This window comes from Variovorax sp. CF079 (assembly GCF_900101545.1).
Taxonomy (GTDB): domain Bacteria; phylum Pseudomonadota; class Gammaproteobacteria; order Burkholderiales; family Burkholderiaceae_C; genus Variovorax.
On sequence record NZ_FMZU01000045.1, the window covers coordinates 1 to 12,403 of the forward strand.

Genomic DNA, 12,403 nt, shown 5'->3' on the forward strand with positions numbered 1-12,403 from the left:
CTTGCTTGAACTCCAGCGTGTAGCGCGCTCTCGTCGTCTTCGTCATTTGCGTTCTCCTTGCTTGCATTGAAACACTCAGCAAGGGATACGTTTTTCGGGGGCAAGGTCATGATGTCCATCGGCTTGGGAATGTTTGGGGCATTGGATCCTTGCCTCCATTGTCGCCTAGTCGTGGGGAGCGGGGATTTGCGCTCCAGGGCGATTCGATGGCGCCGCGCGAGACGGAGATGGCTGATTGGCCCGTTCCAACGCCGAACGTGGGCGCGTGCGGTCGCGGAGGGGCGTGCTGAGGGACGCACAGGCTTTGGGGGCCCGATCCAGGGGGAGAGCCGATTCAACCTTGATTAACACAAATTCGCACGATAACAGCGCTTGTGTTATCGTGCGGAACCGATGTTACATAGGAATCAGCCGTGCCGGCCCTCACAACCGCCGTTCGACACTACCTCCATGAGGTCTTGGGCATTGCTGCGCCCGGCGTCAAGCCGTGGGCGCGCGCCGACGAACTGCCGTATTTCCTGCGGGACGCGTTTCAGTTCAGTGAGCTGGAACTGCTGGGGCAGCCTATTGTGCTGGCAGTGGGACGCGCTGGGCGCAAGTATTCCCTCAGCGACGTCCGAACCTGGCTGGCCAAGGTCAGGGCGCTGGCTGGCCAGCCGGCGGTCTACGTCACCGATGCCCTGGCCTCCTACGAACGGCGACGTTTGATCGAGCAGAAGGTGCCGTTCATCGTTCCGGGCAATCAGCTCTACCTGCCAGACCTTGGTCTCGACCTGCGTGAATACTTTCGCCGGCGCGCTCCAGCTGCGGAAGCGCTGAGTCCTTCCGCACAGGCCATGCTGATCACGGCACTGCTTCACCAGCCGTGGGAACCCGAGTGGCAACCTTCCAAGGTGGCAATAGCCTTGGGCTACACGCCCATGACGCTGTCGCGCGTGGTGAAGGAGCTGACCGCGGCCGGGCTCGCGAGCGTGCACGCTGTGGGCCGCGTGCGCCTGCTGCGCATGGAAGGCCCTCCAGAGCAGGTCTGGGAGCGGGCGAAACCTGTACTGCGAACACCCGTCAGGCAAACGGTGTGGGTTGCCCCCGAAAGCGTCCTTGCCAACGTGCATGGCCGTTTGGCCGGGTTGAGCGCGCTCGCACGGTACTCGATGCTGGCCGAGCCCCAATGGCCGGTGTATGCGATGACGGGCTCCGATTGGAAGGCAACCACGGAGGCAGGCATTCGGGAGCTGCCTGAACCCGTCGCCGGCGCGCAGGAATGGCAGTTGTGGAGCTACAGCCCGGCGTTGCTGCCGAACGCCGCCACGGTAGACCCGCTTTCCCTGACGCTCAGCCTGCGGGACAACACCGATGACCGGATCCAGCTTGCGCTGGACGAACTGAAAGGACACCTACCATGGTGAGAGGGCTAGACGTTTTCAAGGAATGGTTCGCGGCCTACGCCGACCAGTACGTTCTGATTGGCGGCACGGCCGCCACCTTGACGATGGAAGGCGCCGGGCTGGCATTTCGCGCCACCAAGGACCTCGACATCGCCCTACATGTGGAAGCGCTGACGCCGGCCTTCGGGGAGGCCTTCTGGAAATTCGTCGACGCGGGCCGCTACGAAATCCGCCAAGCCAGCGACACGGGCAAGCCGATCTTCTACCGCTTTCAGAAGCCCGGCGACGAACGATTCCCGGCAATGGTCGAGCTCTTTGCGAGAGCGCCCAACGGACTGCAGCTGGCGGAGGGCAGCCAACTCACCCCGATACCCCTGGACGAAGCCGTCTCCAGCCTGTCCGCCATCCTGTTGGACGAGGTCTACTACGCATTCATCATGGCGGGCCGTCGCGAAGAAGATGGCCTGCCATGGGTCGGCGAGGACCGCCTGATTCCCCTCAAGGCCATCGCGTGGCTGGAACTGAGCGCGCGCAAGGACCAGGGCGCCAAGGTGGACGCCAAGGATGTGCGCAAGCACCTCAACGATGTGCTGCGCCTCTCGCAACTGCTGGCGCCCGCCACACGCATTGCGCTCGACAGGAAGGTCGGCGAGGACATGGCGCGGTTCCTGACCGCGGTGGCCGCCGACACCACCATCGATCCGAAGGCGCTGCAACTCGGCGCTGTCACCGTCGCCGAACTGGTCGGACGGATCGCCCAAGCTTATGAAATTGAACTGCCGGCACAGGCGGTGAAGTGAGAAGGGGGAGGTGGCATGGCCTTATTCAAGGACTGGTGCGCCGGTACCAAGCAGACAGACACGCCGGCAAGCGTCGCTCCACCCGCGTGCGCAAGAGCGGCACCTGGATCAAGACCACCCTGGTGACCGCCGCCTGGGCCGCGGTGCGCGTGAAGACCAGCTACCTGCGAGCGCAGTTCCCGCGTATCAAGGCACGCCGCGGAGCCAAGAAGGCCATCCTCGCTGTGGCCGCCTCGATGCTCACCGCCGCGTACCACATGCTTCGCGACGGCACCGAGTACAACGACTTGGGCAGCGAACACTTCGACCGCCAAGATCGCACCAAAACCATCCGTCGCCTCATGAAACGACTTCAAGACCTCGGCTGCGATGTTCCTGTGCTGGCTCATACGGGGTAGCGCTTCTTAGTAGTAGGCACCATCCTTCATCAGACGCCACGCTGGCGCTGCTGTGGTTCGAAGAAGAGGATGCGCCGCGCATCGAGGTGGATCGGTTCGGGCGCAGGGTCGAGTGGCTTCTGACAAACCCGTGCCGTTTTCATTCTTTTGCGCCGCCCGCCCAGACACCTCTGGCGGGCGGCGCACAACTCGGACGTTTACTTGGCAGCGACAGTCACCTTGTTGGCGGCTTGCTTGATGAGGTCGGCCACAGCTTGCGGCCTTGACACGTAAACCGCATGGCTGCCAGGGGTCTCCACGACAGTGGCGCCCGCGCGCTTGGACATGAGTCGCTGCGCCGGCGGCGGAATCATCTTGTCGTCCTTCGCCACCAAGTACCAGCTCGGCTTGGCTTTCCAGGCCGGCTCGGTCACCGCGCCGCCCAGAGCACCCACGCCCCAGGGCACCTGCGAGTCGGCCATGAAGGCGGCCGTTTCCCCCTTCAGGTCGGCTGCGAACGAAGCGGCGAACTTCGTCTTGTCGAGCAGCAGGAAGCCATCTTGCGGCGGCAGGATCGGAGGTACGGGCGCGCCCGGCTGCGGATCCTTGATGAGCGAATTGACCGACTCTCCCTTGTCCGGCGCGAAAGCAGCTATGTAGACCAGGCTTGCGACCTTTTCGTCGTTGCCTGCCTCGGTAATGACGACACCGCCATAGGAATGGCCTACAAGCACCACCGGCCCCGGCTGGGCTGCGATGACGCGCTTGGTGACTGCCACGTCATCGGCCAGCGAGGTCGTCGGGTTCTGCACGATCGTCACGTTGTAGCCGTCCTTCTTCAGGATCTTGTGGACGCCTTCCCAGCCCGATCCATCCACGAAGCCACCGTGAACGAGAACGATGCTGGGCTTTGCCGCAGCCGCTGCAGGAGCGGCCGAGGCCCCGCTTGCTGCGAGCAGGGCAGCGCTGAAAGCAATGGCGAAGAACTTGGAGAACTTGAGCATGGACATTTGAGAACTCCTAGATGGCGCACGCAGGCGCGCTTGACCACTCGGGTGCGTTTGGATGGACGCCTTTGAAAGTCGCACTTCAATCTCTCAACGGTAATTAACTTTAGATCTAGATAGTTTAGATATAAATCATTTATGCGTTGATCGTTTGTTCTCTTGCAAAGCGCTGCTCTGCAGGTGTATCCGCGAGATCTCGTTGCGCCACGGCAGCTACGCTCGACGTCGCCAGTTCGCTTGGTGGCGGGCCCTGCTGCGGGCGGCGCGCCGCGGAGCGCAGCAGCAGCGATCGGCGCGGCCCTCCTCCGCCGACCGTCCCATGGGGGCAGGAGGAGTTCAAACCAAAAGCTGCAAAAAATTCAAGCTAAGTTGAAAACCGACAGCCGTCACTTAATCCCGGCGTAGTACTGATGCGTCATGCTTCAGACTGACAGTCGTCCGGCGCTGGTGCTGGTAGAGGTGGCTTCGGCGCCCGCCCGAATTGGGCGGCATCCTCGATGCCGGCGGCTGTCTCAATTTTCGGGGCCGCGGCGGGCAGTTAGAGGTACAGCGCTACCACCTCGACCACTTCGCTCTCCCACACCACAGGTATTGCCAACAGCGCCCAGGACCCGATCGCCGTCGCGGCAGCAGCGGGAGCGCCTGGTTCGGAGGCCGGCCAGTCATTGATCGCCGGCACTCCGCTGAGCCAGGCCCTGGCGATCGATCCCATCGGCGCTGACAAGGGCAGCGTCGCTTCGATCAGCGAGGCACCACCATGGAGTTCACTGAAGGCGTAGACGCGCTGCAGCAAGCCGCCTGGCGCAGCGGGAACCCAGCGCTCGATGCGGCGCGCCAGCGGCAACGTCGCACCGGCAAGGAAGGTCACGACATGGCTGTCATCGAGCCGCGAACCAACTGGGATTGCCAGACCCCGCAGAAGGCCTGCATCGGCCGCCTCATGCGCGCGCAGGAACCGTCCGGTGGTAGGCAGGTTTTCCATGAACACCGCTTCGCCGCGTTGCCAGGCCAGCCCCGGCAGGCCCACGCCGCGCGGCAGGTAGGTCTCGAGCGAGGCTGATTCGAAGGCTTGAGCGTTCGCGCCAAAGGCACCATCGACAAGTCTCATGTCGCTGGTGATGCGTGCGTCGTGATGCCAGAGTTCCAAACAGCTGGCTGCGGCGGCCTCGTGTCCGCAGAAGATCACGAGCACCGAAGTGAGGCGGTCATGCACAAAAAGCGGCAGCGCGATGGCGCAGTCCAGGCCGGCGTCGCGGGCGGCCGAAATGCGGCGGAAGTTCGAGCCTTCGAACTGACGCAGAAGGATCGGTCTGCCTTCGTCCCAGGCGCGACCCGGCAAACCTTCCCCTGGGCCGAAGCACATCTCCCGGCTGATGGCCGCGAATCGCCTGGCGGCACCGAATGCGCCGCTTCCGAACTCGAGCAGGGAGCCGTCGTCGCTCGGCAACCAGACTTCTGCGGCCTTGATGAATGTTGAAGTCATGCTGCGACCTGCATACGAACAATCCAAAGCAAGTTGCAAGCCATGGTTACCGGGTGGCGGGTCTTCGCACCACAACTGTCGAGGCCGAATCCATGCATCCGTCGCTATGATCCGGCGGCGGCAAGGCACGAACGACTGCATTGTGAAGACCTTGGGTCCACGCACGCAGATTGTTCGGCGAGCCTCCAAGCCGTGCACCGAGCCACTCACTTGAAATCATGTTTTCTGCTGACCTGCGCCGCCGCGGCTTCCTTCTGAACACCACGGCGCTCGGCGCCACGTCCGCGCTCGCCTCCCTGTCGTCGTACGCTCACGCCGCGGCCGCCAAGGCCGGCAAACCCTCGAGCCGCATGCCGGTCATCTTCATTGGCCATGGCAGTCCCATGAACGCCATCCGCGAGAACGCGTTCACCCGCCGCCTGATCGACTGGGGCAGGGCGCTGCCGCGACCGACCGCGATCCTGAGCATCTCCGCGCACTGGCTCAGCTCGGGGGCGACGGGCGTTGGCATCCAGGAGAAGCCAAAGACGATTCACGACTTCGGCGGTTTTCCTCAAGCGCTCTTCGACATCGAGTACCCGGCGCCGGGCCATCCGGCCATTGCCCAGGAGGCGGCGAGCCTCGTGAAGCAGGCCAAGGTCATCCCCACGCAGCAGTGGGGCCTCGACCACGGCAGCTGGACCGTCCTGAAATACCTGTACCCGAAGGCTGACGTGCCGGTCTTCCAGATGTCCATCGACTATGACAAGCCGGCGGCCTTCCACTATGCGGTGGGTCGCGACCTGGCCGCCCTCCGCGACAAGGGCGTCTTGGTGCTGGGAAGCGGCAACGTCGTGCACAACCTGCGCGCGACCGACCGCGGCACGCCCGATGGCCTCAGGGCAAGCCGGCCCTGGGCGCAGTCGTTCGACGATGCAGTGAAGGCGGCCCTCCTGGGCCGCGACGACCAGGCCCTCCTCAATTACGAGAAACTGGAAGGCGCGTCCATTGCCGTCGCCACGCCTGACCACTACTACCCCTTCCTGTACGCGCTGGGCGCTGCCAGCGCCAACGAGCGCGCGCAGACCATCTATGAAGGGTTCCAGTCGGGGACCTTGAGCATGCGCTGCCTGCAGTTCGGTTAAGGCTGCCCTGCGATCCCCGGAATTCCCGGCGCACCCATGTAGCAGGTGAGGCCATCGGCGTCGCAGCCGACCAGATACACCTTCTTGGGGGCCTCGTCCCCTTGCAGATCCCGTTCAGACGAGAACACCCGTTCGAACAGAAGCTTCATCTTCTTGGGCATGCCGTCGTTCACGAAGTAGCCATGGCCCCCCTTTCCAACTTCGCCGTTTGTGAAGTTGACGTACCGCATGTGTGGAGCTCGAAGCAGTTCGCTCCCTGGAGCGGCGCCGAGCTTGAACTGACTCTTGTCGGCAATGAAGGCTCCGGCCAACACGGTGTCGTTCTTGTTGAAGGTGACAAAGACCTGCCCCTTGGGCCGCACGTTCGCAAGCCAGTCGCGATGCCCGCTCGAGCGAACGCAAGGCGCCAAGAGTGCGACGTTCTGCGCGGCCGCCACGGATTCCGTGGCGCCCGCGACGTCGAGCGAGTACTGAAGGAAGTGCGCGCCGAGGCTGTGTGCAGCGATGGTGAACGGCTGACGATTGATGAACAGCCTGGCTGCGGCGACCATGCGGAAGAATCGCGCGAGAGCTTCCCCGGAATTGATGGCGTTGGTCTTGGCCCTCTGGTACCGCAGGATCTTCGACTTGATCCGTGACGGCTTCTGCTTGCCGACGGCCACGCCGGAAAGGTCGTCCTCATCGCCGTCTTCCGTGTCGGGCTCGACCTCCGGGAGCTTGTCGCCGTTGGAGAGGTAGCCCTCCGACGGCCAGGAAAAGCCGACGACTTCGACGTTGTACATTGCCTCCAGCGTTGCGCATCGCGCGAAGCACTTGGCTGGCGTGTTGTTGTTGCCATGGAGATAGACCAGAACGGGGCGACTTCCCTCGAACAATGGCCGAAGGGCGCCCATGGAGTCCTGGTTGTCGACATCGTTGTCCACGCCGGAGACGCTCCAGCCTTTGCTGGTCTTCTTGACCGTAGCCAACCCGAGGCGATCCGACTGCTCGATGAAGCTGGTGCTGAAAACAGCTTCGTCCGTGCCAGTGGTCAACAAGCGATTCGTGAAGATCAGCATGGGTCCTCCAGTTGTTTTGGGGCGCATTCTGCACCTGCTCGCAGGTGCGTTCAAAGAAAAAAAGCCCCGCAAGCGGGGCTGGATTGCGAAGCCGCCGCAGGCTTGCTACTGGAGCTTGTAGAACCCGATCTTCTTGCTGATCTCCACCTGGCGCGCGTTGCGGGCCCAGAGTTCGACAGTGTTGATCGATGTGCCCTCGGCGTACTGCTGGCCGAAGGTGTTGTCGCAATGCTTGTCGCTGCTGCCTTGGGTCGAGCAGAACACCATCGCCTTGCGCGCCGAACTCGCTACGCCGGTGCTGTCGTTGAAGCGCGCGCCCGGCTGGCCGGCAGTGGTGCTGCCGAAGGGCGCACGACCGTACACGGCCAACGAGGTCGGCGCCAGCGCGCCCTGCGGCACGGTCCAGGCGTCCAGCTGGCCGTCGGCGCTGAAGTCGACGTTGTTCGGATCGTTCTGGCTGGGCGCGCCGTAGATGCTGGCGCCGTCGGTCGCGATGTCGGTTTCAGCGAGCAACCCGGCACGCATCGTCGCGGTGATGTTCACAAAGGCGAGCTGCCGGATTTCGGCGACCGACTGCGCGCGGGCCAGGGTGCGGTACTTCTGCGTTGCGACGCTGGCGTTGCTGGTGTCGAAGAACTCCAGCGTCCACACGCTCTGGTTTTGCAGCGCCGCGATTTGCGCGTCGGTGTACTGCGTGCCCACGAAATAGAGGCCGAGCTCCTTGTCGGCCGGGTTGCCGGCGGTGGCCGTGTTCTGGTAGGCGCCGGCGAGCCGAACGATCGGGCTGCCGCTCGGCGTCACGCCGTCGTCCTTCATCACCACCAGGTACGACAAGCCCGACTGCGGCACGAAGGTGCGCACCACGCCGTCAGGCGCGGTCACCAGCACCTTGCTGAAGATCGGGTTGCCGCTGCCGTCGGTCTTGTTGTCGATGTTGATGTTGTAGCCGGTGGTGTAGGAGTTGAAGTTCGGCGTGTTGATCAGGTCGCGGTGCTCCGAGAAGGGGCGCACGCTGGCGCTGTGGTCGTTGCCGTTGCCCGCGAGCTTGAGCGTGCCGCCGACATTGCGCGCAACGATGGTGTCGTTGTCGGCGTTGCCGGCCGTGTCGGTCCAGCGGTAGCTGAGCACCAGGTCGCCGTTGGCGCGCACGAACTCGAAGTTGCCGCGGTCCCACACCAGGCCGGTGGGGCCGGGCCGGAACAGGCTGTTGAATGCGCCCCGGTTGCTGGCAGTGCGGCCCACGGTGTTGCCGTTGTTGTAGTAGGTGGACGGATCGTCGCCGACAAACAGCGTGCGGCAGGCCGGCGCAATCACGTCGGCCGGACCGCCCGTGACGGCGGCCGTGTCGTTCGGCGCGTTGACCCGCTGCGACAGCGGCAGCGCATAGCAAGCCGTGAGGCGCGTGAAGAGGTCCGCGACCGTCGCCGGCGAGGGCGTGTTGGTCAGCGCGCTGGCCGTGACGGTGGGCAGCACGGGCGTGATGGCGCTGCTGGTGCTGTAGCTGATGGACAGCGGCGCGCTGCCGTCGTCCGCGGGCGTGGCCTTGACGGTGATTTCGATGTTGGCGGCGGTGCCGTCGGGCAGCACGCTGACCGAGATCGAATCGAGCACCTTGTCCTGGCCGGTGCCGTCGGCCGCGAAGCTGCCCGAGATCGGGTCGATCGCCGCCAGGCCCAGAGCCGACAACAGCGGGGTGATGGCCGCCACCAGCTCGTCGGTCTGCTTCTTGATGGTGTCGGCTGTCACGGCGCCGGGATTGGTCTGGATCGCGCCGGCCAGGCTGGCCGGGTTGCCGTCGGGCGAGAGCTCGGCCACGATGATGGTGGTCAGCGGCGTCACGTTGGCAGTGCCCCCGGCCGCGCTGGCCGTGGTGCTGTAGAAGGTCTGGTCATCGCGCACGGCCTTGATGACCAGCGGCGCCTTGGTGCTGGCCGGCAAGGTGCAGGCGTAGGCGCCGGCGCTGTCGGTCTGGGTCGTGCAGACCGTGCTGCCGGTCTGGTCGACCACGGTGATCGTGGCGCCGCTGAACGCCGCGCCGGTGGCGGCCACGCCGCTGAGCTTGGCGGCCGTCGTGGTGCCGCCGGTGTCGGTGCTGCCCGTACTGCCGGCGGCGGTCGGGAATCCACCTCCGCCTCCTCCGCCGCCTCCGCAGGCGGCCAGGGAGAGCACCAGTGCCGCGGCCCAGCCGGCACGGATCTTGGGGGAAATGGATGTCATGAAAAGAACTCCTCGTGGTTTTGGGTTGTTGACAGGTGGTTGCATGAAAAGAAGCGACGCGAGTGTCGAGGCAGGGTCGGCGAGAGCGCATCCCATGAACGAGTGAGGCGAGGGCGGCCTGCGGCGGGTTCTGTGGCTTTATGCTCACCGCCATGCAAACAGAGGGATCCGAGGCGGAGACGCCGAGCCGTTGGAACGTGCTGGTGGTCGAGGACGATCGCAATGCGCGCGCGTTCTTCGAGGCCAGCGTGCGGCGCAGCCCCCAGCTGCGCTGGCTGGACGGCCTGGGCACGGTGCGCGAAGCGCTGGCCTGGCTGGCCGACGCCGACGAGATTCCCGACGTGCTGCTGGCCGACCTGGGCCTGCCCGACGGCAGCGGGCTGGATGTGATCCGCGCTGCGGTGGCGCGCTTTCCGGAATGCGAGCCGCTGGTGATTTCCGTGTTCGGCGACGAGGACAACGTGCTCGCCAGCATCGAGGCCGGGGCCGTGGGCTACATCCATAAAGATGCCGCGCCCGAGGACATCGCCCACACCATCCTGGAGATGAAGGCGGGCGCCTCGCCGATCTCGCCGATGATCGCGCGTCGCGTGCTCGCCAAGTACCGCAGTATGCGGCTCGAGCGCGGGCCCGCACCTGCAGTGGCTCCGGAAGCGCCGTCGCTGCTCTCGGTGCGCGAGCAGGAGGTGCTGGCGCTGATCGCGCGCGGCTTTTCCTACGCCGAGATCGCGCGACTCAAGACGCTGAGCGTGCACACGGTACAAACGCACATCAAGAACCTCTACGGCAAGCTGGCGGTGCACTCCAAGAACGAGGCGGTGTTCGAGGCGACGCGGCTCGGCCTCTTGCCATGACCGGCACTGCGCGCCGGCTGATGGCGCTGCTGCTGCTGGCGCTGGCCGCCTGGGCGGCGGCGCCCGGCGCGCGGGCCGAAGTGCTCGAACTGCGCCAGGCGCGCGTCAATGTGATGCAGCCCGACGAACCACCGGGTTGGCGCGACACGGTGCTGCCCTATCACTGGGACCGCGTGCACCGCAACGTGCCCGGGCACGCGAGCTTCGAGATTCCGTTCACCTTCGCCGACGCGCCCTCCGAGCCCTACGGCCTGTTCTTCCCGGTCGTGGGCAATGCGGCCGAGATCTGGCTCAACGACAAGTTGCTGGCGCGCTTCGGCGACGTCGCAACGCCGAACCGCGACGACTACGCCAAGGCGCCGCGCTACGTGGCGGTGCCGCCGGCGATGCTGCAGAAAGAGAACCTGCTGCGGGTGCACATCCGGGCCGACGGCGGGCGGCGCGGCGGCCTGTCGGCCATCCGTCTCGGGCCTTCCCATGAAATGCGCGACAACGTTTTTTCCCACGCCTACGCGTGGCGGGTGACCGGCTCGCTGCTGCTGGGCATGTTCAGCCTCCTGGTCGCCTTCATCGCGTTCACCTGCTGGGCGACGCAGCGCCAGCTCGCGCCCGACGGCCGGCTGCACCGCGACAGCGTCTACTTCTGGGCCGGCGTGGCCGAGCTGTGCTGGACGCTGCGTGTGGGCGACGCGGTGATCCAAGAGCCGCCGCTGGCCTGGCCGCTGTGGGGCGTGGTGCTGACGGCGTCCTACGCGGGCTGGATCTGCGGCGTGCTGCTGTTCTGCCACCACGTTGCGGGGTGGCGTGCGCACCGCTCGATGCGATGGATGCAGGTCGCGACGGCGGCGTTGTTCGCCAGTGGGGTGCTGGCTTCCTGGCTGTCGTTCGCGCAGCACCAGCCTGTGTTCCTCACCGCCTGGCTCGGCTTCGCGAGTTTGAGTTCGGCGCTTTACGCCTGCTTCTATTTCGTGGCCACGCTGCGCCATCCGACCACGGCCCGCTGGCTGGTGGCGGGCGCCGGCATGCTCAACGTGGCGGTGGGCGTGCGCGACTGGGTGATGATTCGCCTCAGCGACAGTTTCGGCGTCATCACCTGGAACCGCTACGTCTCGGTGGTGTTCGGCCTGGCACTGCTCTACATCGTGCTGCTGCGCTTCCGCGAGGCCAGCGGCCAGGCGCGCGAGTTGCTGGGCACGCTCGCCGCCCGAGTGGCACAGCGCGAGCAGGAACTGGCCAGCACCTATGGCCGGCTCGAGCAGGCGGCGCGCGAGCAGGCCCGCACGCACGAGCGCGAACGCATCCTGCGCGACATGCACGACGGCGTCGGCTCGCACATCAGCGCGGCCATTCGCCAGCTGCAGGCGGGGGAGGGCAGCCAGCCGGAGCTGCTGCGCACGCTGCGCGATTCCCTGGACCAACTCAAGCTCACCATCGATTCGATTCACCTGCCCGACGGCGACGTGGGCGCGCTGCTGGCGGCCCTGCGCTACCGCCTGGCGCCGCGCTTCGACGCCTCGGGCATCGCCCTGGAGTGGGCGGTCGACGAACTGGTGCCGGTCGAGCGCCTCGACGCCCAGGCCATGCGCCACCTGCAGTTCCTGCTGTTCGAGGCGATCTCCAACGTGCTGCAGCATGCGCAGGCGACGGTGCTGCGCATCGAGGCAGCGATGGTGGGCACGGCGGTCCGGCTCAGCGTGATCGACGACGGCCGCGGCTACGACGCCTCGCGCGCGCCGCGGTCGCTCCGCGAGCGCGCCCAGGCGATGGGAGTCCGGCTCGTGCTCGAAAGTCGACCGGGTCGCACGGTCGTTCAGCTCGATATGGCGTGACTAGTACATCAACACGTAAGTTTCGAAACGTAATGACGCCCGAGCTTGTGATCTGCATCCTGTCGAGTGAACTTCCACTCGATGGTTCGGCGCAGCGCGTTTCGATCTGTTTGCCAAGCATCGACTTCGCGTCGCAGAAGTTGCTGACTTGGGAGGCGGCGGTTCAGGCATTGGCGCGTGAGGATGCCGATCTCGATCTCTGCCATGTTGAGCCAACTTGCGTGCTTGGGCGTGTAGTGAAAGCACACCCGGCGCAGCAGCGTGCTGGC

At 65.4% G+C, this 12,403-nt stretch carries 9 protein-coding genes and 2 pseudogenes; 6 read left to right on the plus strand and 5 right to left on the minus strand.

Annotated elements, in window-relative coordinates:
- The first annotated feature begins 413 nt into the window (after positions 1-413).
- From BLS74_RS33095 to BLS74_RS33105, 3 genes and pseudogenes are all read left to right on the plus strand, one after another.
- Entirely contained in the window at positions 414-1,406 is a 993-nt protein-coding gene (locus BLS74_RS33095) for a hypothetical protein (RefSeq protein ID WP_093112214.1), read from the plus strand.
- Complete coding sequence (locus BLS74_RS33100) at positions 1,400-2,185, plus strand: hypothetical protein (RefSeq protein WP_093112216.1); 786 nt, start codon at positions 1,400-1,402, stop codon at positions 2,183-2,185. Before BLS74_RS33095 ends, BLS74_RS33100 begins: the two co-directional genes overlap by 7 nt.
- 62 nt (positions 2,186-2,247) lie before the next feature.
- Positions 2,248-2,583, plus strand: a pseudogene (locus tag BLS74_RS33105) (IS110 family transposase); the annotation flags it as partial.
- Positions 2,584-2,780: 197 nt separating this feature from the next.
- Here the strand turns inward: BLS74_RS33105 and BLS74_RS33110 are convergent.
- Together BLS74_RS33110 and BLS74_RS33115 are read right to left on the minus strand one after the other, a co-directional pair.
- Positions 2,781-3,572, minus strand: coding sequence for an alpha/beta hydrolase (locus BLS74_RS33110; RefSeq protein ID WP_093112218.1), 792 nt, complete (start codon positions 3,570-3,572; stop codon positions 2,781-2,783).
- A 535-nt stretch (positions 3,573-4,107) separates the two neighbouring features.
- Positions 4,108-5,052, minus strand: coding sequence for a GAF domain-containing protein (locus BLS74_RS33115; RefSeq protein WP_093112220.1), 945 nt, complete (start codon positions 5,050-5,052; stop codon positions 4,108-4,110).
- A gap of 218 nt (positions 5,053-5,270) precedes the next feature.
- On the opposite strand from BLS74_RS33115, the gene ygiD reads away from it, so the two are divergent.
- Positions 5,271-6,176 (plus strand): 4,5-DOPA-extradiol-dioxygenase, encoded by a 906-nt coding sequence (gene ygiD / locus BLS74_RS33120; RefSeq protein ID WP_093112222.1) that lies wholly within the window; start codon positions 5,271-5,273, stop codon positions 6,174-6,176.
- On the opposite strand, the gene BLS74_RS33125 is transcribed toward ygiD, so the two are convergent.
- Positions 6,173-7,234 carry an alpha/beta hydrolase gene (locus BLS74_RS33125; RefSeq protein WP_170855809.1) on the minus strand — a complete coding sequence of 354 codons (1,062 nt, stop codon included), beginning with the start codon at positions 7,232-7,234 and terminating at the stop codon, positions 6,173-6,175. The genes ygiD and BLS74_RS33125 overlap by 4 nt on opposite strands.
- A gap of 105 nt (positions 7,235-7,339) precedes the next feature.
- Positions 7,340-9,451: a hypothetical protein gene (locus BLS74_RS33130; protein WP_093112226.1), complete on the minus strand. Its 2,112-nt coding sequence runs from the start codon at positions 9,449-9,451 to the stop codon at positions 7,340-7,342.
- Between the two features lie 152 nt (positions 9,452-9,603).
- On the opposite strand from BLS74_RS33130, the gene BLS74_RS33135 reads away from it, so the two are divergent.
- Both BLS74_RS33135 and BLS74_RS33140 read left to right on the plus strand, forming a co-directional pair.
- Positions 9,604-10,305, plus strand: coding sequence for a response regulator transcription factor (locus BLS74_RS33135; protein WP_244504141.1), 702 nt, complete (start codon positions 9,604-9,606; stop codon positions 10,303-10,305).
- The gene (locus tag BLS74_RS33140; RefSeq protein WP_093112230.1) at positions 10,302-12,134 is read left to right on the plus strand and encodes a sensor histidine kinase; all 1,833 of its coding nucleotides are present in this window, start codon (positions 10,302-10,304) and stop codon (positions 12,132-12,134) included. The genes BLS74_RS33135 and BLS74_RS33140 overlap by 4 nt, the downstream gene beginning before the upstream one ends.
- Positions 12,135-12,226: 92 nt before the next feature.
- Here BLS74_RS33140 and BLS74_RS33145 read toward each other — a convergent pair.
- Positions 12,227-12,403 (minus strand): annotated as a pseudogene (locus BLS74_RS33145) (transposase); the annotation flags it as partial.